We start from the raw sequence: 23979 nt of genomic DNA, 5'->3' as shown, positions 1-23979 counted from the left end.
ACCAGTCTTGTTGGACGATGCCTTTCTCCTCAACATGTTCTTCCGCTAACGCGTATCTCAATCCTGGCGATTTCGCTCAGCCTGTCTTGGGGATCTGCGGGTATACCCGATCTCGGCCAGGCGCTGAACTTCTGAATTGAGTCCTTCTGCGTCGCCATTGGGCTGAGCTGCGAACCATCCCTGAAGCATTTCGTGAGCGGTCGCGTCGATACCTATACCAAATGGCCTTTGGCAAACCCGGACGGTCACTCCCCCGATTATGAGGCCGTAAGTACATCATTGCGTGATGCAGATCCCATGGTCACGGCCTTTGAGATATTGAAGCGCCCCACGGCCTCGCCCAAACGGCGTGCCTCATCTCTCAAGGAGACACTGGCGGCGGTTGTCGCTTCAACGATCGCTGCTAGTGATTTCTGCCGCCGGCCAGGTGGAGGCTTGGGAGTTCTCACAACTGGCCAGCGAGAGATGGTGCTAAGTTGCACCGGATCATTATATGTCGGATGGTAGTGTAATCTTCTAAGGCATAGACAGACATGTCCTTGCCGAAGCCGGATTGCTTAACACCGCCGTGAGGCATTTCTGTCGCCAGCATGAAATGATTATTGACCCCTGTACAGCCATATGGCAGCCGTGAAGCTATATTCATGGCTTTGGATATCCGTGTGCACTGGACCGAAGATCTCGCGCACTGCACGACCTCATCTTCCTGAGTTGCGCCAGCAATGCCAGTAGGCTGATCCCCACGGTCCTTCTTCACCTAGGGAAATAACTGTCTCTTTCCCAGCAATGGCTGCGCGGCCCAAGGCGCGAAGCACCCTGGCGCTTCTATCAATATGTGGCCCTAACGGCGAACCATCGAAGGCGACAACCACGTCGTCCGTAAAGCTTTCAATAAGAAGGACGCGAGAACGTCGTTCAAACACGCCGTCCAATTTGTTCAAACGGTGCTTGCTAGTCCGCAATTTCATGCCTCGCAGCGCCCGACGATGGCGCGGCGCTCGCTGGCCCTGGGGTCTCGTGCATAGTAGTCGCATTTTTACAGCCTCCTCCATCGCCGATGTGAGGGCAATTGTCCTAGTTGGTGAACGAAGTCACCGCGTGTGTCGCCACCCTGTCCTGAGGCGCAGCCAAGGGTTGATCTTTGACAAGAATAGGGTTGGGCCCTTGGGGCGTATATCATCAGAGTGCACGGCGACTTGTTCGAGAGTGCAAACGCCCCGGGGCACCAACACCGGGAAATCTCTTAAATTTGCCGGGGAAACCGTGAGTCAAGGCTTGTATTGAAGGGACTGGGGCCTTGCGTATAAGCACCGGAGGCCGAATAAAGTCCCGCAGCTATAAAAATCGCGGAAAGCTTGGTAAAGATTTACTGAAACCTATTTCCCCGAATGCGCTGCTGTGGCAGGCTGCGCGCCGTAGAATGGGATAGCGGTATGGTAACGATCAAGGAAATCGCCAAGGCCGTGGGCGTTTCATCCGCCACGGTATCGCGGGTCCTGAACTACGACCCAGCCCTTTCCATTTCGCCGGTAAAACGGCAGGCCATCATCGAAACAGCCGAAGCGCTAAACTACGAGACGCCGCGCAATCGCAACAAGACAAATGGCCAGGCAACGCCGAGCCCGCTGACAAAGCTCGTGATCGTGCATTTCCTCGAACCGTCCGATGAGATCGCCGACCCCTATTATGTCGGCGTTCGCCTGGGCATCGAGACCCGCTGTCGCGAACTCAAGACCGAGATCGTCAAGGTCTTCCATTCCGACGCTCTTCCGGAGGCGTCCCTTCTTGAGAGTGCATCGGGCGTCATCGTGATCGGCAAACATTACGATAACGAAATCGAATGGCTGCAGCGCCATGCGCGGCAGATTGTCTTTGCCGACTTCGACCCGAAAATCGACCGGATCGACAGCGTGCTTTCGGATATGGGGATCGCGACCCTCCAGGTCATGGATTCCCTGAAAGCCAGCGGGTACAAACGGATCGGCTTTATCGGCAGTCACGAGAAATCGAATGGGACCGTCACGCCTTTCGGCGAGAAACGCTGCGCTGCCTATATCGAATGGCAGAATCAGCAAGGCACGTTCGATCCTGACCTGCTCGCGTTGGCCGACTGTTCGTCAGGACAAAGCCTTCGATTGGATACCGGCTATCGCCTGGCACGCGATCTGCTCGCATTGGCGCAAAAGCCGGACGTGATCGTCACCTCTAACGACAATATGGCGATCGGCACTTACAGGGCGATCCAGGAGGCGGGTCTGTCCATACCCGACGATATCGGCGTAATCTCGTTCAACGACATCCCGGTCGCGCAGTTCCTCATGCCGCCGCTGACGACGGTTCGCGTTCACGGCGAGCATATCGGCGAGGTCGCCGTCGATCTTTTGCTAGAACGCCTCTCCGGACGCACCTATGGCAAGAAAGTGCTCATCTCCACAGAGCTCATTCACCGCGAGAGCTGTCGCACCGCCATAAAATCCTGAGCGTTTCTCAAGTCGTTCGCAGCCGCAATAAATATTTACTAAATTTTCCTTGTGTGTCTTCCTTTTTTGGGTAAATTGTCGCCGAACACATGGGCAATAGCGGCTACGTCTCTGCCCATGTTATTTCCGATGAACGGAACATCATTGAGTCGGCGCAAGCCCGTTCTGCGATCAATTACGAGAAGCTGACGGTCGGCCTTTCGGCAGCCAGCTCCTTCCTTTTCGACAGCGCCGGCACCGCATAAGATAGCGAGCCGTCGGGACAATTCGGGAAAACACAATGACCGACATGAAGACCATCGGCTGGGGTATTATCGGCCCCGGCAGTATTGCCAAGACCTTTGCGGCCGGTATCGCCCATTCCCGGACGGGGAAACTGGCTGCGATCGCCAGCCGCAACACATCAAGGCCCGGCCTTGCTGATGGCTTCCCCGGCGCCCGCATCGTGGATGGTTACGAAGCGCTGCTGGACGACGGCGAAATCGACGCGATTTACATCGCCACGCCTCATCCATCGCATGCCGAATGGGCCATCAAGGCGATCCGCGCCGGCAAGCATGTGCTGGTCGAAAAACCGATCGCGCTTTCGGCCTACGAGGCCGATGCCATCTACCACGAGGCCCGCAAGGCCGGGGTTTTCGCCGGCGAAGCCTTCATGTACCGGTTGCATCCGCAGACCGCAGAAATCGTCGACCTCATACAAAGCGGGGCGATCGGCACCGTGCGCCTGATCAAATCCAGCTTCGGCTTCGACATGGGCACGGTCAGGCCGGACCATCGCCTGTTTTCCAACGCGCTTGCGGGCGGTGCTATTCTTGATGTCGGCGGCTATCCGGTTTCCATGGCGCGACTGATCGCCGGCGCCATTGAAAATAAGCCGTTCCTCGACCCCGTCAAAGTCGGCGGCGCCGGTCGTCTGGGTGAAACCGGGGTCGACGAATGGGCCTCCGCCGTGCTGCAGTTCGAGAACGGCATCGTCGCCGAAGTCTCCTGCTCGATCATGGCGCAGCAGGACAATGTGTTGCGCATCATCGGATCCGAAGGTCGCATCGAGGTCGCCGACTTCTGGTTTGCGTCCGGCCACCAAGGCGGAACGGGGCGGATTGAAATCATCCGCAAGGACGGCGGCCGGGAAACCGTCGAGGTCGTCGAAGACCGGTGGCTTTATTCCTTCGAGGTGGACGCTGCCGGCGATGCCATCCGCGCGGGTGGGCAGGAGTTTGACGCGCCCGGCATGAGCTGGGCCGATTCCATCGGCAATCTCAGGGTCCTCGACCGTTGGCGGTCCGAAATCGGCCTCGAATACGCAATCGAAAAACCGGAACAACGCCCCTTCAACATTCGCGGAGAAACCGTCAGGCCGGGCACCAGTGTGCCGCGCCGGCAGATCCCGGGCATAGCCAAGCGGGCTTCCGTCGTGGCGCTCGGATTTGAATTCTTCCCTAATTTCGCAGCTGCCTCATTGACGCTTGACGCTTTTTACGAGGCGGGCGGCAATGTTTTTGATACCGCCTGGATCTACAATAGCGGCATAACCGAAAGAATTTTCGGCGAGTGGCTGACAAGCCGCAGCGTGCCTCGCGAGGAAGTAGTGCTGATCGGCAAGGGGGCACACTCTCCGCTCGTCTATCCGGACCGCATCGGCAAGCAGTTGTCGCAATCGCTGGAGCGGCTGAAAACCGGCTACGTCGATGCCTACTTCATGCACCGCGATAACCCTGACATTCCCGTCGGCGAGTTTGTCGATGCCATGGATGCCGAGGTTCGGGCCGGCCGCATTCGCGGGATTTACGGCGGGTCGAACTGGAGCCGTGCCCGCCTACAAGAAGCGATCGACTATGCCGAGGCAAACGGAAAGACCTCACCAGCCGCGCTCTCGAACAATTTCTCGTTGGCAGAGATGCTCGATCCGATCTGGCCCGGCTGCGTTCATGCGTCGGACGACGAATGGAATGGATGGCTTGCCGAACGGCAAATTCCAAACTTTGCCTGGTCGAGCCAGGGGCGCGGTTTCTTCACGGAGCGAGCAGGCCGCGGGAAGACGGATGACGAGGAGCTGGTCCGTTGCTGGTACAGTGACCGCAACTTCGAGCGCCGCGAACGCGCAATCGATATCGCAAGCAGGCTGGGCCGCAAACCGATCCATATTGCGCTAGCCTATGTGCTGGCCCAGCCTTTCCCCGTCATCCCACTGATCGGCCCGCGCACCGTTGCCGAGCTGGAAGATAGTCTTTCGGCTCTCGACATTAGGCTGACTGCGGATGAGGTCAGGTGGCTCGCAGCGTGAAAACGCAAAAGAAAGCGCTTGTAGGGTCTCCGTGGGAATTTCTGCAACGATACACGCTAAGGGAATTCTGCTCCGCGTCTCGAAGCAAATGGCTGCATACCAGCTTTCGATGAGCTGGGTTTCCTGCCGCTGTCGAAGACCGGTGCGGAATTGCTGCTCGAGCTGAGATCACAACGCTACGAGCGCGGCGCGACGCTGATCACCAGCAATCTTCCATTTGACGAATGGAGGAAACCTTGCAAAGGCGGTCAAGGCGTTTCTGAATGGGTTGCATATGTCTGCGAGCCGCATCTTGGCTCTTGAAAACGCAAGCCCAAATTTCTATTTTTAATCCGTCGTTGCCATGACCACCGTTTCGCTCCTAAATGTGATGACAATATTCACTTCGAAACGTTCAGGCCGGTGCCAAGTAATCCTTCTAGGAGATCACTGGAATCCGATCTCAACAACGATCCAGACAAGAAGCTGCTATTTGACTGGCGCACGGCGATCGATCAGGCCGCTCAATCGGAATTCCTGAAAGATGCACTGGGCTCAGGCACGGACTTGGTCTTCGAAGTGACATTGCGGCCCGACCGCTCGGAGTACAGCGCCTCGTCAGCAGCCAGCGATGCTCATCCAACCGTTAAACACTAAGGGCCGATAATATAGCAGAGTGCAATTTAGAAGAAGCCTGAAATTTCCAGACGGATGGTCATGCCGACGCCATGATCAGATTTTCAAGTCTGCAGACACAATATTTTGATAGGCGAGGCTATTCCTTCATGCAATCGAGTGCGTCCGTGCGACGTCTGTCACGACAGAAAGCGCAAGGGCATTTGCATCACGCGTGGGACCGAACATTCCAATTGGCGCCTTGATGCGATCTGTCTGCGCAGGTGTGTAGCCCAGAGCCCATAGGGCATTACAACGGCGCTCATGAGTCCTTTTGCTGCCAAGGGCGCCGATGTAGAACGGATCTTTCCGCAGTGCGGCTTCCAGCAAAGGCAGTTCCTGATCGAGGTCGTGAAACAACACGGCGAACGCGGTGTCCTGATCGATAACGGTTTCGTCGAAGTCCTTGGTGCGGCGATCGAATGAGAACACCTCAAATGCGGATGCCATGGCCACTCTCTCCGTGGCTTCCACCTCGATTCCGCGACCGCAGAGTATCAAACGCAGTTTCGGTTTATACGATCGGACAAACGACGAGACACTCCATGAGGATGTAGCCTTTCCATCGGCCTTTTCGGCCACGATCGTTTGAGCAGAAGGGTTATAGCGCAGCGCGATCCTCTCGCGCTTTTGGAGCGCCGATATAATCTGGTGTAGTGGCGTCACATCTTTGACGACATGGATCGCCAGGGTGATGCCTCCGCCGCAGGGGAGGATAATGTCGAAAAACTGGGAACCTTCGCCGAGTTGGAGATACCTGTCAGCCTGCTTACGTATCGCAGCAACGGCTTCCGCTGCCACCGCCGGTTCTGTGCAGCCCCCCGAGACGTAGCCACAATAACCGCCATCACCACGAACCGCCATCTGGGCGCCGAGCGCACGCGCAGCCCCTCCACGGATCTCGACGAGCGTCACCAGAGCGCTCCCATATTTCGTTTCAGCGCCGGCCGCAGCAAAGTTGATAATCGCTTCGGCGTCGTCGGTCCTGAACGCACAAAACGGCACGGCTGGGGTCTGGAGTGGAGAGGAGGTGAACATGAATGATCCTCAGCGCAGGGCCGTTGCGTTTCAGCGGATTTGCACCATTTTTCAGTTCGCGTTATACCTCGGGACATGTTGGGAGGGGACTGCGAAGTGAAGAGTGGCTCGAATTCGTGCGATAATCCACAGTCAGACCAAATATTTCAGCTTCTTCGACAAAACAACCGCAGCCACCCGGATGTCCTCTTCGACATAGGTTCGATGGTTCACGCGTTGATGCCCACGACGAGGACTTTATCATCGGCATGATCGAAGAGGCGAAGTACATTACCCTCATCTGAATGGTCCTGCGATTGCGTGAGGAGAAAGCCGGCTTCAACGGAAAGGCATTAGACCAGCCGTTGGTTTTCCGGAATAGTTGACGTAGACGGTCTTTTTTCTAAGGTATTTGTCCAGTCCGTGAACACCGTCGTCTCCACCAGGTCCGCTTTCGCGATAACCAACATGGTAGGCTTGCAGCAATTCACCCGCAGAACGGTTCACATAGATTTCTCCAAATGAAACGTCGCTGACTGTGGCCATGATCTTGTTAAAGTCGTTGGTGAAGAGATACGCGGATAGCCCAAATCTGCTGCTATTGGCTATAGCGACCGCCTCTTCAAAAGTATCGAACGGCATTATCGGAACAATCGGACCGAATATTTCGTCCGTCATGATGTCCATATCCGGGGTCACATTTGTGAGGACCGTTGGGTTCATGAAGAAACCATCAGCCAAATCTTCTCTCTGCGGCCTCCCACCCCCGAACGCTATTTCGGCGCCGTCTGCGACGGCTTTGGCCAACATTTTTTCGACCTTGTCTCGCTCACGGCTGCTGATCTTTGGCCCAATATCCGTCGTCGTTTTCATAGGATCGCCAACGGTCAACGTGCGGGTCATGGCGATGAACCGCTCCACAAACTCGTCGTACCGTGAGCGATGAACCAATGTGCGCTCGTTGCACACACAAACCTGGCCACAATTCATGTAACGCGAGGTCACTGCCGCCGCGACTGCGTGCTCCATATCCGCGTCGTCCATAACGATGAACGGGGCTTTTCCGCCAAGCTCCAACGAAACAGGCGTGAGATTGCCCGCAGCGCTGGACATGATGCGTTTTCCTGTGGCAACGCTTCCTGTCATTGTAATCAAATCGACGTCACGTCGGTCAACCAAGGCAGCTCCGACAGTTTCCCCCGCGCCAGAGACGACGTTTACCACACCGTCCGGTACACCAGCCTCAACAAAAAGTCGCATCATCATCAGTGCTGTTAGCGGCGTTTCTTCATGCGGTTTGACAACTATTGTGTTACCCGCAATGAGCGCTGGCGCGACTTTTCTGCTGACCAGACCGCATGGGTAGTTCCAAGGAAGGATCGCCACGACGACCCCGACGGGAACGCGTTGAATCCATATTTGCTCACCTGGAAAATCCGATGGCAATATCTCACCTTGGATACGGCGAGCGAATTCGGCAAAATAATCGAAGAACTCGGCCGCTTCAGCCACCTCTCCCCTGGCTTCGTTGATGGGCTTGCCTTGCTCCATGACCAGAACAGTGGCCAGCAGCTCGGCATCACGGCGAATGAGCGTAGCTATCTGTCGCATGATGACAGCGCGCTGAAGCGGAGACTTCATGCCCCATTTCGGTTGCGCTTCTCGAGCCGCCCAAATGGCTTCGGCGACCTGATCTTCGCCTGCATCCGGGGCCTGAGCAAACGCTTTTCCGGTACTTGGATTAATAACCGAGGAGAACCCTGCCGATCCGTCTACAAATCGTCCATTGATTAAAAGCTGAAAGTTAGTTGGAAGCGCCTCAGTCATCGCTGATAGTCCTCAATTTGTGAAACTTCTTACCCTGCGCAAGCGAAGGCCCGATTTGGTTTGTGGGCACCAGCCAGCATGAGTTTTGTGAAACCAAAACTTAGATAGTCTTGGACATAAAAATGGTCTTCAGGTTCGTGTACTCGCGGGCTCCTTCTCGCCCGAGCTCGCGACCAAAGCCCGAGCGTTTCGTTCCCCCGAGGGGAAACGCCGCATCGGACCTGGACATGGAATTAACGAATACGCAGCCTGCTTCAATTTGCTTGGCCAAATTGGCTGCTCGATCCTGATCGCTGGTCCAAAGGGAGGCGCTCAGACCAAACCTGGTCTCGTTAGCAATCCGAATAAGCGTCTCCTCAGTCGCTAACGGGATAACGACGACAGCCGGTCCGAATATCTCGTCTTTCCTGAACGGCGTATCGTCACCACCCACGATCAGGGAAGGGTCGTAGAAGAAGCCAGGGCCTTGCATCGTCCCACCGCGGCGTACTACACGGGCACCTGCTGCTACGGCGGTCGACACCTGCCGTTCGACTTCGTCCCTCAGATCCCCCCTAGCCATCGGACCGATAAACACGTCGGCCATGGTGGGATCTCCAATCTTCATAGCGTCCACCTCTGCGAGAAATGCGTCCATGAATTCCGCTGAAATGCTTTCTTCCACGAGGATCCGTTTCGCGGCTATGCACACTTGACCAGCATTCTGAAAACGGGACACGGCAGCGACTCTTGCGGCACGCTGAACATCGGCATCTGCCAAGACGATGAAGGGATCGCTCCCGCCAAGCTCCAGAACAACCTTCTTCAAATGACGTCCGGCACTCGCACCTACCGCGGATCCTGCCCTTTCGCTCCCGGTCAGACCGAGCGCGACGATACGGTCGTCCGCAATAATGCGGTCGGACTGATCGTGGTCGATTCTGAGACATTGATAGAGGCCCAAGGGCGCATCGGAACGCTGAAACAGCTCAATGAGCTTTTCCGCAGATCCGATCACGTTCGGCGCCGGCTTCACGACAACCGCATTTCCTGCTGCGATGGTGGGGATCGCGAGCCGCACAAGCTGCCAGATGGGGAAATTCCAGGGCGTAATCGAATAGACCACACCAAGAGGCTCGGGCACCACCATCGCCTGTCCGTCCGGCAGATCAATCATCTGTGGCGAGAGATACGAAGCGGAATGCTCCGCATAGTGCCGGCACAAGCCCGAGCTCTTGCGTATTTCGGCGATCGACTGGGATATAGGCTTTCCCATTTCGCGCGTGATAAGTCCGGCAAGTTCCTGTTCGGCAGCATCGATGGCGTCGGCTATCTGCCGCAGGACTTTGGCTCTTTCGTCAAAGGTGGTGATTCGCCAGGACAGAAAAGCTTTCTGCGCCTTCGAGATTGCCGTTTCTACTTCCGCATCTGTCATCGCGGCGTATTGCGCTACCGTTTCACCGGTAGCCGGGTTGATACTCTTGAAGCTCATGCGTTTCACCGATCTAATCGTTGGATTTGGAAGGGACGGTCCGCAGCACGTCTCGGAAGGTTTCCATGAAGCGGTCAATCTCATTCTCCTGGACGACAAGCGGGGGGCGCACCTTGATAACGTGCTCGTGTCGACCCGTCAGACTAACGAGCACGTTTCGCTCACGCATCGCGTTTACGATTGCACTCGCCGTGCGGCCGTCCTTTAAACCTGTCGACGTATCGCGGATTTCCACCCCCCAATAGAGGCCCGAACCCCGCACCTGCGCTATTCGCTCGTCGCCTGTGTCTGCCAATTGCTGGCCGAGCTTGGAGCCTTGGATCCGCGAGTTCTCTAACAATCCTTCATCGCGGATCACGTCAAGCACCGCCAAACCATTAGCAGCGGCGACGGTGTTTCCCGCAAACGTATTAAAGTAGCGCGCATTCGCGCCGAATTTTTCGATCAGCTCCGAACGAGCAACGACGCCGGACATCGGGTAGCCGTTACCCATTGGCTTGCCCAAGGTCACGATGTCAGGGATCACTTCATGGCGCGAAAAGCTCCACATGGAGTCGCCGGTTCGAGCAAAACCACCTTGCACCTCGTCAGCTATGAAAAGTCCGCCCTCCGCGCGAACAGCCTGTACGGCCTCTTTGATTACGCCCCGAGGGTCTGGGTAGACCCCGTCGCTCGAGAAAATGCTATCGATCAGAAGTGCTGCTGGCTTAACGCCACGACGCTTCATCTCAGCCAGCGCCGACTTTACCTCCGCCGTAAATGCTTCGGCGGCTTGCGCGTCCGATCGCCCTATGGTGTGGGGTGGCATGACTGTCCATACCGTGCGGCCTAGCGGAACCGTTGGGCCGAGGTTGCTCGACAACTCGGCAACCGTCTTGGTGGTACCATGGTACGCAAAATCAGAAACGATGTACCCGTCGCCACCCGTAGCATGCTCAGCTATGCGGCAAGCCGCATCATTGGCTTCACTACCAGTACATGCGAAGACAACTCGCGATAGTTCGGCCGGAAAGGTCGCTAGCAATCGTTCCGAATATTCAATTACGGAATCGTAGAGATATCTTGTGTTCACACAAAGCGTTCGCGCTTGCTGCGCCATGGCATCCACTACACGAGGGTGGCAGTGTCCCAGCGATGCAACATTGTTGTAGAAGTCCAGAAACGGTGTTCCGTTCTTCTCGTACAGCCAGACACCTTCGCCACGCACAAAGTGTAACGGCTTCGAATAGTTGAGCCGATAAGAGGCACCCATCACCTGTTGGCGACGCGCGATAGTGGCCTCTAGTTCCGGATCGAGCGTCGCAGCACCTGGGATGAAAAGGTTAGGCGTAGTGTCAAGAGGCATAGGTTCTACTCCAAGTAGCATGCGGATTGAAAAAGTTGGCGCGAAGCGTCGTTGCCAAGACTGCTCAGAAGGCGGAGCCCTTCGACAGCCGTCGGGTTGTTTCTGAGGATGTACGTTCTGTTCTCGGGGAAGATGGATGCACGCCAGTAAGTGATGAGGATAGTGGTCACGAACCGCGCCAGGATGAGGTCATACAGTACACTCAACTCGCCATCAGTCAGGCGAACCACTTCATTGTACGCAGACACTATCTTCGCCAACCTCGCCTTGAAGAGATCCTGTTCCGCTACGTGATAAGCACAGGTCACTGCGAGTTCATTGACCCGCGGGGCATACACCATATCGCCGAAATCAAAGACCCCTGAAACGCTGTGGTCGTCGGGCGAGACGAGAATGTTGTTCAAGTTGATGTCATTATGAATGACCTGCCACTTCAATTCCGCCAGTCCAGGCCCTACCCTTTCCTCGAAATCGTCAACGATTTTCTCGCAGACCGCGAACAATGCGGGGTCAGTAACGAAACCCAGCAAAGGCTTGAGCTTCGGCAGAGAACTCGAGTCCCAAACCAAATCATACTTCTTGTAAGGATGGTCAAAATCTTCGAGCACTTTGTCTAACTCAGCAATGACCTGCCCGATCTGATGGTATGGAAACCTGGAGCGCTGGAGCTCCTTGAGGGGCGATCCATTCAAGTACGTCAAAAGCCTGACGGCACTCTTTCCGCTGCTCAGTTCCAAAACCGCAGATGGCTTACCTTCCATGGTTCTTTTCAAATGCGGAACCGGCAGGTTCGGAGTTGAGCGCTCTAGGTGCAAAAGAGCCTCAGTCTGAAAATCCGTAACCCCGGCCGGCTCCTCCTGATTGGTGATTTTGAGAATGAAAGAGTTTTCTCCGGTGAAAACCAGAAAGTTAGTGTCCCGCTCGCTGTGAAGTTTTGTTGGCTCGCCAGTGATCCCATATTGCTCAAGGACGATACGCCGGGCTAACTCGACGTCAACCGCTGGTGGTTTGGACGTGAATAGCGATTCCGCTGCATGAAGGCTTGGCTTATCGGCGACTTTCAACGGAAAAACGCTCATTTGATCCTCGATAAAATGTCGACAGGGATTTGGGACGTGCTTGTTCGCAGGAGCATTAGAAAAACACGTATATCCGAGTTAAAATGGGCCGTTTCCCGCCCATAGAGTGGTTTGTCGACTAGATAAACTGTCGACACTTTGGTACGTTTACTAGGCGTGCTTGTCAATATGTGAGAACCAAAAAAGCATACCTACTAAGCAATCAGTTGCCATCCGCGCCCCACAATGGCAGTGATCGTTTTGTCGACAACGCAAAATGCTGGACAGATATGACTGAGGAAACTTCAAACAATCCAAAATTGGCGGTGGGCGTCGTAGAATTCCTTCAAAATGAAATCCTGAGAGGGAAATTTCCGCCGGATAGCACCTTGGCCGAGGTACCCATCTCCAAACAATTCCAAACCTCCAGAACTGTTGTGCGTGAGGCGCTGAGATCACTGGCTGAAATAGGTTTGGTGACGCTTCATCCGCACAGAAGGGCGACGGTCACATCGCTGACGCCTCGAAGCGTTCGCGAACTTTTCACTCTGAGGTCAGTGTTGGAGACGTTCGCGGTTCGGCTGTGCATGACGGAAGGTCGATACCGCAATGCCGAGATCAAAGAGATTGAAGCGCGGTACGAGGCCCTGCGGGAGAGCGTGGTTGCGGGAGACGAATTTGCTGTCGTTGAGGCGGATATGAACTTCCACTGGGCCGTTTGTTCCCCGTGTGGCCACGAACTACTGCTCGATCAACTCAAATCACTTCAGACTCGTACCCGAGTTTGCATCTTTCTAACTAAGTTCTACGGTTCAGATATCGACAGCGAAATCGAAGCTCACGCTCCCATCCTCGCCGCGATCCGGTCTTCGCACACGAAGGCGGCCGAGGAATCGATGTATAGCCACATCTCCAACGCCGGGGAAAGGTTGCTGATGCGGATGTCGCAGGTGGACGGTCGGAAACGCGGCAGACAATAGCTTCCACGCCCCGCTACTACGACGAAGGGATGCTAGATGTGACAAATGGTGTGACCGCCTTGGGGAAGGCATACGCAATGAAGTTTGACTGGCCGACTCGGTCAACTTGATCGGCCAACCTTAGGAGCCAGATAAAGCCAAGCGTGTACGAAACAGTAGTGCCAAACAACATAGCGACCAACAAATGACATGGTCGGATCAACGCGCCTCGGTCCGCCGCTTTGCAAATGACTGCAGCCTGAACAAGGAAGCCTAACAGAACGCCAGTCGACCTACAAAGTAGAGTAAACGACCGTCGGTGGGGAAAATGGGCAATCCGATGGTCTCCTCGCTGAGGTAAAGCAGCACAATAGCAAGGGGCCATACGTATCCCAAATGCTGCGGCGAGGGCAGCCACAGCAAAACTCTGCATTGTCACCGGGACGGGCCAGACTGGTACGTCGAATTTGGCTGCAGCAGCGATCAACAGCGAACCAGTTATGACCAGGGCGATGTTTATTGCGTAATTCGCAGCTTTGCTTTTAGTCTCGAAGGCACCAAAAAAGTATTGATCGTCTCAATCAATAAAGCCATTTTAACTTCCTTTCGCACTCGCGGTGAGTGTTCGAGCTGAGTTGTTCCATCTTTCTTTGGAGATTTCCCGTTCGGCCCAACTCCGACAACCTACCTGAGCTAGAAATTGTTAGAGTTGCGATCTAGCCACTGCTCAAGCCAACCAGTATGTACGGCGCAATCGATTACATCTCGATCTTTTGCAAGTGCCTTATGAAGCGGCACCGTGGTAGCAACGCCTGCGATTTTGAGCTCGTCCAGTGCGCGGGACAGCCGACGTAGGGCGTTCTCTCGACTGTCGTCCCAAACAATCAGTTTGCCGAGCAAAGAGTCGTAGTAGGGAGGGATCACATAAGAGGGATACAACATGGTGTCGAAGCGGATGCCAGGTCCTCCGGGCACCGTTAAACTAGACACTGTGCCAGGCGAGGGCCTGAACCCGAGTTTGGGATCCTCCGCATTGATACGCACCTCAATGGCATGGCCATTCACGCGAATTTCAGCTTGCGTCATCGAAAGCCTACTACCGCCAGCGACGCGAATGCCTTCGCGGACAATATCGATACCCGTTATCATTTCGGTAATCGGGTGTTCGACCTGCACGCGAGTATTCATCTCGATAAAGTAAAACGCCTCCCTTTGATGATCGTAAAGATATTCCAACGTGCCGGCGCCGCTGTATTCGACAGCTTTTGCAAGACGCACTGCGGATGTGCAAAGAGCCTCTCTCGTGCTCTCGGAAAGAAATGCGGCTGGGGCCTCTTCCCAAACTTTCTGCCGCCGGCGCTGTAAGGAGCATTCACGCTCGAAGAGATGAACAACATCGCGCCCGTCACCAAGGAGCTGTACCTCGACGTGGCGAGCATTTTTAATGTATGCCTCCAAGTAAAGGCCGTCGTCGCCGAAGCTAGCGGCCGCCTCAGCTTTTGCCTGCGGCATCAAAGTCCGGAGTTCGGCTTCGTCGTAAGCTACCCGGATACCGCGGCCGCCACCGCCTCCAGATGCCTTTATCATAACGGGGTAACCAACTTGATCGGCCAATATCAAAGCCTCGTCAAGGCTCGCCAACTTACCCTCACTACCTGGGACCACAGGTACGCCCGCCGCGATGGCGTAGCGACGAGCACTGACTTTATCTCCCATTGCTCGGATCGTCTCGGGCCGGGGCCCAATGAAAATAATTCCTGCTTCGACGACAGCCGCCGCAAAGTCGGCATTTTCGGATAGGAAGCCGTAACCTGGGTGAATGGCGTCTGCGCCACAGTCCAAGGCGGCTTTTAGAATTGCATCCTTGTTGAGGTACGATTTCCCGGCCGCCGCGGGTCCGATTTCCACTATGGTGTCGGCCATCAGGGCCGCGAGCATATTGCGGTCCGCCGAGCTGACAGCCTGGACGGTCTGAATCCCAAGTTCCTTTGCTGCCCGAATGATCCTCACGGCGATTTCGCCGCGGTTCGCGATGAGAATTTTTTTAATGGTCATGATGGGCCGTTAAGTCTCGATTTCGCAAATGGCCTGGCCGGCATCGATGTCATCCCCGCTTTCCACGAGGAAACGGACGAGACGCCCGGCCACTCCGGCTTCCACTGGCGAGAAGGACTTCATGATCTCGATCAATCCGACAGCATCTCCCATGACGACCATGTCGCCTTCTTCCTTGTATGGTGGATCGTCGGGATTTCCCTTGCGGTAGAAAATTCCCGGCATGAATGCCTCGACAACTTCAACTGCCATAGCTCACCTTCCTCTAATATTCGCCTTCAGACAACTTGCAGTGTGTCCGCGCAGCCCGCCAAACGCTACAAGCACTTTCCAAAACTCGTTAATCTCCGCCAGTTGCAGAGGCAAGGAGATCCTGTTGAGTGGCCTCTTGCCCGTAAACTGCAGCGCATTTGCCTTGCCGAAGCACGATAATGCGATCGCTCAAAGTCAGAATCTCTTCAAGGTCAGTGGACACCACCAATATGGCCTTGCCGCTGCGCGCCAGGGCGTCGACTACCTCGTAGATGTCCTTTTTTGTCGCGATGTCGACACCTTGTGTCGGCTCATGCAGAATCAAAACTCCTGGATCCTTCGACAGAACACGCGCGAGCGTTACTTTTTGCTGATTGCCACCCGAGAGCGAGCGGACGGCGATCTCTGGAGTCGAAGCCTTGACTCGGAATCGTTCAAAGTATTCTGCGACAAGCGCGCTTTCTCGTTTGACATCGATAAGCCCCGCCCGATGAAGCGAACCTAGTTCGAGCATGCTTATGTTTTCACCTATACTCATTTGCGGGAAAACAGCGTCACGTTGCCGATGGCCTGGGAGATATCCTATGCCAGCCGCTATGCTCTCGGCCGCACTGCGGAGCCGCCTCGGCTTTCCGTCGATCGCAAGTTCTGAATTTTTTGAACAAGGTTGCATACCAAAAAGAGCGTTTGCCAAATCATCGGCCCCGCTGCCGATCGATCCGAAAACACCCACGACTTCACGTTCGTGCACTTCGAATGAGATGCTCTCTAGGGCTTGCGTTTGCTGACCGCGCGAGTTCGTCCGTGGGACGGAAAAGTCCTTCACCGAAAGCTTGCATTTGCCACGCTCTAAGCTGGCGCGGCGTGTTAGTTGAACGTCTCGTCCAACCATCCCCCGCACGATCCGACGTCCGACGTCGGACCTATTCTCGCCGAGCTCGAAGCCCTCTACAACTTTGCCGTCTCGCATTATCGTAACGCGGTGAGCGATCCGGATGATCTCATCCAAGCGATGCGAAATGTAGATCACCGCAATGCCACGCCCGGTGAGCCGCGAGACATGGTCGAAAAGCACGTTAGCTTCGGCGTCCGTAAGAGCCGCGGTCGGCTCGTCGAGTGCAAGTACTTTGACATTCCGCATCATGGCGCGCGCGATCACGACGAGTTGCTGCTCACCCGTCGTCAGATCCGCAATCGGTTGTGACGGGTCCAGATCGAACCCAAACTCAAGCAGTCGAGAGGCTGCCTCTTGCAGCATCTGGCCGCTTCTCAAAAACCCGAAGTGGTTTCTCTCACGATTAAGGAACAGGTTTTCGGACACCGTCATAGCCGGAACAACCTGAATATCCTGGGGTACAAGGAAAATTCCGTGCTCCTCGGCATCGTGGATGTTACTGACCTGGATCTGCAAACCGTCGATTGCAAGGGTCCCGTCATGACCTTTGGAAGGATGAAAGCCGCTGAGGATCTTGACCAGCGTTGACTTCCCAGCTCCGTTTTCCCCCACGATCGCGTGGACTTCGCCCCTACGAAACGAGATGGAAACGTCCTTCAAAGCCTGCGTGCCGCCAAACCGTTTGGAGATCCCCTGAGCTTCCAAGACCGATGGTGGAGAGGGAAGGTCCGAAATACGCATGTCAGTATTTTGCATGGGGTGTCTCGATCAATCCGGAATGGGCCAGTTTTTCACTTGCTCTGTAGAGTGCCACGGCATCCACCAAGGTGATCCGCTGAAAGGAAATGACTTGATTGGGTCGTAGCTGCCCCACTTTGCGCAGCGCGGCAGTCGCCACGACAATGGGCGTGATGAACCCTCCCTGGCTCGGGCCGTCACAGGGCAAAATGATAGGTGTTCCACCGCAAATGTTGACGCCACCGATCGGATAGCCGGTGTTGATCACATTGCTCGGGTCAGTGCCGTTCTCAGGCGCCTTTTGGTGCGCTCTGTTCGAAAAGTCTAACGGCGGACCCTCGAGCCTGATTCCGGTGCGGTCCATCCGAGACGACACCTTCCAACTCCCGCCGACTAGCGTTTCGAGTCCACCCTGGGACAACCAATCCAAATGGGGACCCGCCACCACCTCGATGACCTTGCAGTCCAGATGTGACTCGCCGCAGTTGGCCGAGTAACCAACACGGCGGACTGTAGGGTCCGCGAAATGCAAGTCCATATCGGCGGTCAGGGTTGCGCCACCAATCTTGGCCCTGGGGAACGTCGCACAACTGCCTAGTGTAGATGGGGTGGCAAACCCGCCCGCAACTGCGAGATACGCACGAGCGCCCTGCAGAACGGCTCCGCAATTGAGGCTCTGCCCTTTCCCTATCGCTACGACTTCCCCTGTGGGGAAAGGTTCGCCATCCAGCGTTGCACCGCACTTCCCGCCAACGATTGCGACGCTCGCATCAGCCAAGAACTCGAGTTCTGGGCCTAAGAACTGAAATTCTATTCCGACTTCGCCTGGTTCATTCCCGACGAGGCGATTGGCAAGTCGGAACGATAGGGAGTCCATAGGGCCAGAAGGCGGAATCCCGACATTCCAATAGCCGACCCGACCCGGCCAATCTTGCAGAGTGGTCTGCAGGCCAGGACGTTTGACGCGCATTCCAGGCCTGGCTGTCATACCAACTCCTCCCCGGCTACCGCCGCACTCCAAGCTTTGTGCCGATCCAGCGAAAAGTGATTGTCAGAGGTTATCGAGAACTCATAGCTCCCTGCAGCTGCGGCAGCCTCAATCTCGCAAAACGTTTGCTCATCAATGCGCCGGAAGCGAACCCGGTCGCCTGGCCGGAACAGCGTCGGTCCCTCGCGGAAAGGCGCTAAGCGACTTTCAAAACTGAATATCGGAACAGGTGTTCTTCCGATCAAATGATAGCCGCCCGGTGTATCCATGGGGTAGATCGAGGTAAATCCCCCCCCGACTCCCACTGCGCCGGCGACGGTGGAAAGTCGCGGCGGGTCGTACTTCGTCACCGAGTGCTGGCACCGAGGGTCAAGTGGCATCATGTCCGGAAGACCCGGCCAAAACCCCACGCCCCCAACCCAATGCTCGGTTGCAGCGTGTCGCTTAACGAACGCTTCTGCTGAAGGCAGGCCATTTGCTTGGGCTACAAATTCGGGATCATCACCTATCGGCTTTATTGTACGGGAATAGTTTTCGACGCACGCCTTAGTCCAGGGATCAAGGTAACAGACGGGTACCTCGATTATTCTCGAAACGAGGACCACGTCCTTTTCTACGGCGATCTCGCTCCAAAGCTGACGCACCTCGTCCCGTAGGCTGGAAGCCGACAATCGGAGAGGGTCATAGTGAACAAGCACCGTAACAAACATCGGCAGCGTTTCGATAACGCCTTCGATTTGCGCGTCCATAATCCTACGCGCTAATTGAATGGCGCGCATGTTGTTGGCGAGGTCTATGTGTTGAGCAAGTTCCAGCAGGCAGTAACGATCACCCGCAGCAAGCCAGCGGAGGCCACCGAGATCAACAGCCTCATCTCCGCTGAATGAAGCTGCAATTTCATCAGTGCCAGTCATAGCGTCTCCAAGTAATGACGTATTGCCGACGCCACCTCGGCGCTATTGGGGGTATCGGAGTGTATGCAGATCAGGGTAGCCTCTACGTCGCGCGTCGTGCCCGCTGTTGTTGTCAACTTCCTTTCAGTCACGACCTGCTTGACCTGCGCGACAGCAAAGCCGGGGTCCACGGGCTCAGGCATACGGGTGATGACCAGGTTGCCATCGGCGTCGTATGCCCGGTCAGCGGTAAACTCGAACACCGTTTTGCAACCACGGTCACGAGCTATACGCGCGGTCGGCTTGTGTGCCTCACAGATCCAGGCGACCTCCGGATCCACCGCTTGGACTGCATCTGCAAAGGCGTGTGCATAACGCTCCTCGTAAAGCATGGCATAAAGAACGCCATGCGGTTTCACATGCATGCAGCGGACACCTTCAGCTTCAACCAGAGCTTTCGTCGCGCCCATCTGGTAAATGAGAATATCGGTTAGTTCGCCGGGGTCCATCGCCATGACACGCCGACCGAAGCCCATTAGGTCGGGCAGCGATGGATGCAGGCCACAGTCGACGCCGTGGCTGACTGCAAGGCGCGCGGTGCGTCGGATGGTGCTTGGATCGCCCCCGTGGAAACCGCAAGCTATATTCGCAGAGTGGATAAGCGGCACCACAGCTTCATCCTGCCCCACGGATAACCTTCCGTAGGATTCGCCGCAGTCGCAATTTATCGACCAGTTCGCCATTTGATGACCTCAGGAGTTATTGCGACCACGGATGTCAATGTAGACAGCCACCAGCAGTACCAAACCGTTGACGATAAGTTGGAACGAGGACTCGACATTCATCAGCCCCATCCCGTTATTGAGGCTTTCGAGCAGCAACGCGCCGATAACCGCACCGGCAACAGTTCCTTTCCCACCAAAGAGGCTGGTTCCGCCGATCACCGCAGAGGCAATGACGGTCAACTCGAGACCGGTGCCGGCAGTTGGAACGGCAACTCCGATGCGTGACACCAAAATCATGCCCGCGACTGCATAGAGGGCACCCATTATGACGAAGACAATGAAGCAATGAAGCTTCACATCGATACCAGCATACTTTGCTGCCGAGAGGTTTCCGCCGATAGCATAGAGGCGCCGTCCAAAGGGTGTGCGTGCCATCAGAACCGAAACCAGCACCAAGACACACAAAAGCAGAACCACCGGAAGCGGCGCACCGCGGTAGGAAAGCGCGACTACCGAGGCGCCTGCGGCCACAACGAGTATGCCCATGGCAGGCAGCACAACCGAGCCGATAAGAGGTTCATGCCTGCCTGTCGCAGCGATACGCGCATTCCGATCAGCGATTCGAACTAAAGCGTATGCCAGAACCAGGATGGCCAGAAAGATCGAGGCCCAAATGCCCGGAACCGCGCCAGCAGCGACGAATGAAAGAACTCCGCCGTGTGAAGTCGTGGAACCGCCGGTTATCACCAAAGCAGCGCCCCGCAGAGCAAGTAGGCTTGCCAACGTTACGATAAAGGACGGCACACCCAGCCAGGCAACCCAGACACCGTGCCATGCACCGATGAGCATACCTGCGACCAAGGTCAGAGGGATAACCACCCACGCGGAATTGGTTAACCCCAAACCACGTGTGGGATCAATAAGTAGCGTGGCGACCATGCCGACGAATGCGACTGCGGAGCCAATCGAGAGATCGATGTAACCCTGCACCATCACCAGAACGATGCCTGACGCGAGGATCGCAGTGAGAGAGACCTGGACCAAGAGCGTCGTCAGGTTCCGAGGCGAAAGAAATAGGCCATCGGTCAGGAGCTGGAAGGCCAGCCATATGACCAGCAGGACGCCTATCAGACTAAGCGCTCGAAGTTGATCAAGCTTACCAAATTGGAAGAGCGATACCCGCGCTGGTTTTGGGACTTGTGGTGGCCCGGCTTGGTTGGGTGACGTTGGGCTCATGGCAGTATTCAATTTTTTTCTCCGCATCTCACTCGGCCGAAATAAAACCGGGCGGCCGCCAAGTAAGCGGCCGCTCCGACATCAGAGTCCAAGGGAGGCCTTGGTAACCCACCATGGATTCTGCTCGGCAAAATCAGCTACGGAAATGGAATGAGGCGCTTGTCCATCCTTTGTCACATTGACGATCGGGCTCTTGAACCAAGGCCAGTCCCCGGCGCCGTTGTTGAGCGTCCCAGGCGCTTTCGGATCTTCCTTCGTCAAGGCAGCGTACAATAGATCCGCGGAATGCTTGCCCATCTCGTCGAACTTGGTCCAAGCTGTCACATGGGCATCGCCGGCAAGTATCAGCTTGAGCATCTCGGGCTCGGCATCTTCCCCGGACACGGGGATTTTGCCGGCCAGACCCTGCGATCTGAGTGCTTCGACGACACCGTAGGCTTGGCAGTCACAGTAGGACAGAACGGCCTGGACGTCGTTCTGGGCGGCCGTAAGAGCCTGCTCTACTTGCTTGCGCGAGAGATCGCCCGACCAAGCCATCATCCACTGATCCGAAACAAGCTTGATATCACCGCGGTCCACAGCGGCCTGGATAGCCTTATAACCACCCTCCGCCTTTGCACGGGCGATGTCAGTACCTTCATCGCCCTTGTTCACGATCCAATTGCCTTTTGGCGCAGCGGCGAGCATTGCGTCGCCCAGCTTCATCCCGAGTTCCACACCGTCTCTGGCCGAAACGCCCGCGAGCTCTACATTCGGGACGATATAGTTGTGAGATACAACCGGAACACCTGCAAGATTGCATTGCTGGACACTTGTCACGGCCGCGTCGACGTTCACCGCAACGAGCACAAGACCATCAATCCGTTGGTTGAGTAGATTCTCAACCTGACTTGCCTGCAACACAGGGTCGTTATTCGAGGATTGTAGCGGCAGGACTTCCATGCCCAGTTCCTGCGCACGCTTCATAAAGAAGGCGCCGTCTGCCGCACGCCAGCGCTGCTGATCAAAACTCGGCAGCAGCATTGCAACTCTGAAGGGCTTTTTTTGAGCGATAGCCGGAGCAGCCAAACCACTAGCCAAGGCGCCGCCCGCGAGCGCGACCGCGCCCTTGAGCACACCTCTCCGATCAGATCGAAACATATTTCGCAATGGGTTATTTGAAATCAAACTCGTGGATTTTTTGAATTTATCGTCGTCCTGCGTCATTCGTTTTCTCCCTCTGATGACTTACTAACTATCCGTCCGCACTACGCTCCCGGTTGTTTGGGCAAGATCTCGTGCATAGCCAAGCATAAGCAACAAACCCAAGCCCTTACCTCGAGTTTCCCGCAATTCGACTACGATGTTACCTGATTCAAAAAGTACTGCTTGGCGGGTCATCCAGAACGAGTGATCGATGGGCTCTCCGCCGAACCGACCGTGAAGTACGAATGCCTCTTTCCCGCCCCAACCCAATGGGACCCGCGAGTACGGGATTTTTGCGGTGGCAAGCTCTTCTGCCAAGGGTAACCACCGTCCTCTTTGCGCTATTTCGAACTCACGCTTCCCGTTGCTCGACGAGACTTTGAGGATGACGGAGTCGCCGATCGACGTCGCAGGCTCCGCCGAAACGATCGCGAAGCCGCGGGGAACCCGACGCGGTCGAGTAATGTCGATGCGCAATCGCTTCGAGCATTCCGACAAAAGAAGCGCTTGAGGCCTGTCGACATCACTCAACGAACTTCTGAGCGGCGCAAGGCAGCTGATGCACGCAGTAATAACGGCCCGCGCCGTTGCAAATCGCCGGGTTGCAAGCGAGACTATTTCTATCGGGGGCGGTCCGTAGAAATTAGGGCGTATACCAGTCTTCATGGCGGAGCCTCACATAATGTCGACAGAACGATACCAGTGACATAAGCCCGCGTCAACAACCTCAATCCCTTCCAATAGCATATAAATCAGGAATTTTTGACTTAATCCTAGACTGCTTGCCCTGTTTTTCGGCTTGAAATAGGCCGCCAATACTGTCGACAGTTTTTCTAGAGGTGTGGTTATTGGTGCTTTTTCGGCGGCTTTCCGAGATGTTGATTATCGCTCGGATTAAACCGGGGGGTTCGGACGAAAACTTGGACTGCAAAGGAGGTCGTTTATGTCCTACGAAGATAGGGTTCGAGCGGTCGAGCTCTACATCAAGCTCGGCAAGCGTGTAAGGGCGATCATCTGCAGCGGGGTTTCCGGCAGAGAGCTGGCCCGGCATCCTCAATTCGCTCGACCTGATGCCGCTAACCTATCGCTGGTCGAGCCGGTTCATTTTCCTCGGCGATCGGGGAAGCCCGGCAAAAGCTCGAACGGACCAGCAAGAAGGGCAGCAAAAGGTGCGGCCGTTTTTCGATCAGCTCTTCCAGACCCAGAGCCGTTCGGTCGACCAGGACGCGATGACATGGTTGCCGAAATCGACGACGCGATCGCCGAGGCATCGTCCCAGATCGTTGCGTTCGGCTATGACAAGCCGGTCATCGTGATGTTCGACACGGATGAAGCACGGCTCCGAGATCAGGCAGAGGCAGTCCGGAGGCTCATCCGCGCCGAAGGCTTCGGCGCTCGCATAGAGTCCCCCAACGCCAACGAGGCCTATGTCGACAGCCAGCCGGGCAACACCTACACCAACGTCCGCGAACCGCCAATCAATACGCGCAATCTCGCTGATCTCATTCCGGTCAATTCCGTCTAGGCGGGCAGCATCGTCGCGCCTTGCCCGTTTTACCCGCCAAACGCTCCGCCGCTGAAGCAGGTCGCCAGCGGCTCGTCTCCCTTGCGGTTGAACCTTCACCTCGACGATTGGCCACACGCAGATCTTCGTGTCGACGGGATCGATCCCCTGCCCGGCTCCCTTAATGGCGACGACCTTTCCGGACATGTGGGAACAGATTCCGCGGATGTTCGGAAGCGGTCGCTTCATTTTCTGCCCAGTCAACTGAATAGAACGGGTACTCACCGCGGGCGGGGGCCGAGCGTGTAGCTCATCAGCAGTGCGATAACGAGCAGCACGCCTTGGACGAAGCTTTGCGCGTAGTACGGAAAATTGAACATCGTCAGGCCGTTGATCAGCGTGGTAACGAA

At 55.9% G+C, this 23979-nt stretch carries 19 protein-coding genes and 3 pseudogenes; 5 read left to right on the top strand and 17 right to left on the bottom strand.

Annotation, left to right across the window (positions count from 1 at the left end; translation table 11 throughout):
* Nucleotides 1-445: 445 nt before the first annotated feature.
* Both AC1DTN_RS34670 and AC1DTN_RS34665 read right to left on the bottom strand, forming a co-directional pair.
* Nucleotides 446-736 (bottom strand): annotated as a pseudogene (locus tag AC1DTN_RS34670) (aldehyde dehydrogenase family protein); the annotation flags it as partial.
* Entirely contained in the window at nt 699-968 is a 270-nt protein-coding gene (locus tag AC1DTN_RS34665; RefSeq protein ID WP_477924627.1) for a N,N-dimethylformamidase alpha subunit family protein, read from the bottom strand. The gene AC1DTN_RS34665 and the pseudogene AC1DTN_RS34670, both read right to left, overlap by 38 nt.
* Before the next feature lie 465 nt (nt 969-1433).
* Here AC1DTN_RS34665 and AC1DTN_RS34660 point away from each other — a divergent pair, with 465 nt between their 5' ends.
* The 3 genes and pseudogenes from AC1DTN_RS34660 to AC1DTN_RS34650 form a co-directional block, all read left to right on the top strand.
* The gene (locus AC1DTN_RS34660) at nt 1434-2480 is read left to right on the top strand and encodes a LacI family DNA-binding transcriptional regulator (protein ID WP_477924625.1); all 1047 of its coding nucleotides are present in this window, start codon (nt 1434-1436) and stop codon (nt 2478-2480) included.
* 280 nt (nt 2481-2760) lie between these two features.
* Complete coding sequence (locus AC1DTN_RS34655) at nt 2761-4767, top strand: aldo/keto reductase (RefSeq protein ID WP_477924623.1); 2007 nt, start codon at nt 2761-2763, stop codon at nt 4765-4767.
* Nucleotides 4768-4834: 67 nt separating this feature from the next.
* Nucleotides 4835-4995 (top strand): annotated as a pseudogene (locus tag AC1DTN_RS34650) (ATP-binding protein); the annotation flags it as partial.
* 534 nt (nt 4996-5529) lie between these two features.
* On the opposite strand, the gene AC1DTN_RS34645 reads toward AC1DTN_RS34650, so the two are convergent.
* The 5 genes from AC1DTN_RS34645 to AC1DTN_RS34625 all read right to left on the bottom strand — a co-directional run bounded on the left by AC1DTN_RS34645 (nt 5530) and on the right by AC1DTN_RS34625 (nt 12160).
* Nucleotides 5530-6459 carry an XdhC family protein gene (locus AC1DTN_RS34645; RefSeq protein WP_477924622.1) on the bottom strand — a complete coding sequence of 310 codons (930 nt, stop codon included), beginning with the start codon at nt 6457-6459 and terminating at the stop codon, nt 5530-5532.
* Between the two features lie 318 nt (nt 6460-6777).
* A complete protein-coding gene (gene aldA, locus AC1DTN_RS34640; protein ID WP_477924620.1) occupies nt 6778-8265 on the bottom strand; it encodes an aldehyde dehydrogenase in 1488 nt (495 codons plus the stop codon).
* 100 nt (nt 8266-8365) lie between these two features.
* The gene (locus AC1DTN_RS34635) at nt 8366-9736 is read right to left on the bottom strand and encodes an aldehyde dehydrogenase family protein (RefSeq protein ID WP_477924618.1); all 1371 of its coding nucleotides are present in this window, start codon (nt 9734-9736) and stop codon (nt 8366-8368) included.
* Between the two features lie 13 nt (nt 9737-9749).
* Complete coding sequence (locus tag AC1DTN_RS34630) at nt 9750-11081, bottom strand: aspartate aminotransferase family protein (RefSeq protein ID WP_477924617.1); 1332 nt, start codon at nt 11079-11081, stop codon at nt 9750-9752.
* Between the two features lie 5 nt (nt 11082-11086).
* The gene (locus tag AC1DTN_RS34625; RefSeq protein WP_477924616.1) at nt 11087-12160 is read right to left on the bottom strand and encodes a phosphotransferase; all 1074 of its coding nucleotides are present in this window, start codon (nt 12158-12160) and stop codon (nt 11087-11089) included.
* A gap of 269 nt (nt 12161-12429) precedes the next feature.
* Here AC1DTN_RS34625 and AC1DTN_RS34620 point away from each other — a divergent pair, with 269 nt between their 5' ends.
* A complete protein-coding gene (locus AC1DTN_RS34620; protein ID WP_477924614.1) occupies nt 12430-13119 on the top strand; it encodes a GntR family transcriptional regulator in 690 nt (229 codons plus the stop codon).
* A 16-nt stretch (nt 13120-13135) separates the two neighbouring features.
* Here the strand turns inward: AC1DTN_RS34620 and AC1DTN_RS34615 are convergent, their stop codons facing one another.
* The 10 genes from AC1DTN_RS34615 to AC1DTN_RS34570 form a co-directional block, all read right to left on the bottom strand.
* Entirely contained in the window at nt 13136-13585 is a 450-nt protein-coding gene (locus AC1DTN_RS34615) for a biotin transporter BioY (protein WP_477924612.1), read from the bottom strand.
* A 206-nt stretch (nt 13586-13791) separates the two neighbouring features.
* The gene (locus tag AC1DTN_RS34610) at nt 13792-15153 is read right to left on the bottom strand and encodes an acetyl-CoA carboxylase biotin carboxylase subunit (protein ID WP_477924610.1); all 1362 of its coding nucleotides are present in this window, start codon (nt 15151-15153) and stop codon (nt 13792-13794) included.
* A 9-nt stretch (nt 15154-15162) separates the two neighbouring features.
* Complete coding sequence (locus AC1DTN_RS34605) at nt 15163-15405, bottom strand: acetyl-CoA carboxylase (RefSeq protein WP_477924608.1); 243 nt, start codon at nt 15403-15405, stop codon at nt 15163-15165.
* A gap of 88 nt (nt 15406-15493) precedes the next feature.
* Complete coding sequence (locus AC1DTN_RS34600) at nt 15494-17056, bottom strand: sugar ABC transporter ATP-binding protein (RefSeq protein WP_477924606.1); 1563 nt, start codon at nt 17054-17056, stop codon at nt 15494-15496.
* The gene (locus tag AC1DTN_RS34595; protein WP_477924605.1) at nt 17043-18008 is read right to left on the bottom strand and encodes a 5-oxoprolinase subunit C family protein; all 966 of its coding nucleotides are present in this window, start codon (nt 18006-18008) and stop codon (nt 17043-17045) included. Before AC1DTN_RS34595 ends, AC1DTN_RS34600 begins: the two co-directional genes overlap by 14 nt.
* Nucleotides 18009-18022: 14 nt before the next feature.
* Nucleotides 18023-18940: a 5-oxoprolinase subunit B family protein gene (locus AC1DTN_RS34590; RefSeq protein ID WP_477924604.1), complete on the bottom strand. Its 918-nt coding sequence runs from the start codon at nt 18938-18940 to the stop codon at nt 18023-18025.
* Nucleotides 18937-19662, bottom strand: coding sequence for a 5-oxoprolinase subunit PxpA (locus tag AC1DTN_RS34585; protein ID WP_477924602.1), 726 nt, complete (start codon nt 19660-19662; stop codon nt 18937-18939). The genes AC1DTN_RS34590 and AC1DTN_RS34585 overlap by 4 nt, the downstream gene beginning before the upstream one ends.
* 9 nt (nt 19663-19671) lie before the next feature.
* Nucleotides 19672-20892 carry a sugar ABC transporter permease gene (locus tag AC1DTN_RS34580; RefSeq protein WP_477924601.1) on the bottom strand — a complete coding sequence of 407 codons (1221 nt, stop codon included), beginning with the start codon at nt 20890-20892 and terminating at the stop codon, nt 19672-19674.
* Nucleotides 20893-20961: 69 nt separating this feature from the next.
* Entirely contained in the window at nt 20962-22086 is a 1125-nt protein-coding gene (locus tag AC1DTN_RS34575; RefSeq protein ID WP_477924600.1) for a substrate-binding domain-containing protein, read from the bottom strand.
* 706 nt (nt 22087-22792) lie between these two features.
* On the bottom strand, nt 22793-23116 hold the full coding sequence (locus AC1DTN_RS34570) for a hypothetical protein (protein ID WP_477924642.1): 324 nt from the start codon (nt 23114-23116) through the stop codon (nt 22793-22795).
* Here AC1DTN_RS34570 and AC1DTN_RS34565 point away from each other — a divergent pair.
* A pseudogene (locus tag AC1DTN_RS34565) lies at nt 23088-23732 on the top strand (VirB4 family type IV secretion/conjugal transfer ATPase); the annotation flags it as partial. The gene AC1DTN_RS34570 and the pseudogene AC1DTN_RS34565 sit on opposite strands and share 29 nt — an antisense overlap.
* Between the last annotated feature and the right edge of the window lie 247 nt (nt 23733-23979).

The organism is Rhizobium sp. 01T444 (genome assembly GCF_056398305.1).
Note: the sequence above shows the minus strand (reverse complement) of the source record. Positions and strands in the feature narration are given on the sequence as shown.

Bases quoted from the DNA above. Each gene is read 5' to 3' on its own strand.
- AC1DTN_RS34665 (WP_477924627.1), bottom strand. From the start codon at position 968: ATGAAATTGCGGACTAGCAAGCACCGTTTGAACAAATTGGACGGCGTG.
- AC1DTN_RS34660 (WP_477924625.1), top strand. From the start codon at position 1,434: ATGGTAACGATCAAGGAAATCGCCAAGGCCGTGGGCGTTTCATCCGCC.
- AC1DTN_RS34655 (WP_477924623.1), top strand. From the start codon at position 2,761: ATGACCGACATGAAGACCATCGGCTGGGGTATTATCGGCCCCGGCAGT.
- AC1DTN_RS34645 (WP_477924622.1), bottom strand. From the start codon at position 6,459: ATGTTCACCTCCTCTCCACTCCAGACCCCAGCCGTGCCGTTTTGTGCG.
- aldA (WP_477924620.1), bottom strand. From the start codon at position 8,265: ATGACTGAGGCGCTTCCAACTAACTTTCAGCTTTTAATCAATGGACGA.
- AC1DTN_RS34635 (WP_477924618.1), bottom strand. From the start codon at position 9,736: ATGAGCTTCAAGAGTATCAACCCGGCTACCGGTGAAACGGTAGCGCAA.
- AC1DTN_RS34630 (WP_477924617.1), bottom strand. From the start codon at position 11,081: ATGCCTCTTGACACTACGCCTAACCTTTTCATCCCAGGTGCTGCGACG.
- AC1DTN_RS34625 (WP_477924616.1), bottom strand. From the start codon at position 12,160: ATGAGCGTTTTTCCGTTGAAAGTCGCCGATAAGCCAAGCCTTCATGCA.
- AC1DTN_RS34620 (WP_477924614.1), top strand. From the start codon at position 12,430: ATGACTGAGGAAACTTCAAACAATCCAAAATTGGCGGTGGGCGTCGTA.
- AC1DTN_RS34610 (WP_477924610.1), bottom strand. From the start codon at position 15,153: ATGACCATTAAAAAAATTCTCATCGCGAACCGCGGCGAAATCGCCGTG.
- AC1DTN_RS34605 (WP_477924608.1), bottom strand. From the start codon at position 15,405: ATGGCAGTTGAAGTTGTCGAGGCATTCATGCCGGGAATTTTCTACCGC.
- AC1DTN_RS34600 (WP_477924606.1), bottom strand. From the start codon at position 17,056: ATGCAAAATACTGACATGCGTATTTCGGACCTTCCCTCTCCACCATCG.
- AC1DTN_RS34595 (WP_477924605.1), bottom strand. From the start codon at position 18,008: ATGCGCGTCAAACGTCCTGGCCTGCAGACCACTCTGCAAGATTGGCCG.
- AC1DTN_RS34590 (WP_477924604.1), bottom strand. From the start codon at position 18,940: ATGACTGGCACTGATGAAATTGCAGCTTCATTCAGCGGAGATGAGGCT.
- AC1DTN_RS34585 (WP_477924602.1), bottom strand. From the start codon at position 19,662: ATGGCGAACTGGTCGATAAATTGCGACTGCGGCGAATCCTACGGAAGG.
- AC1DTN_RS34575 (WP_477924600.1), bottom strand. From the start codon at position 22,086: ATGACGCAGGACGACGATAAATTCAAAAAATCCACGAGTTTGATTTCA.
- AC1DTN_RS34570 (WP_477924642.1), bottom strand. From the start codon at position 23,116: ATGCCGGGCCAGCTCTCTGCCGGAAACCCCGCTGCAGATGATCGCCCT.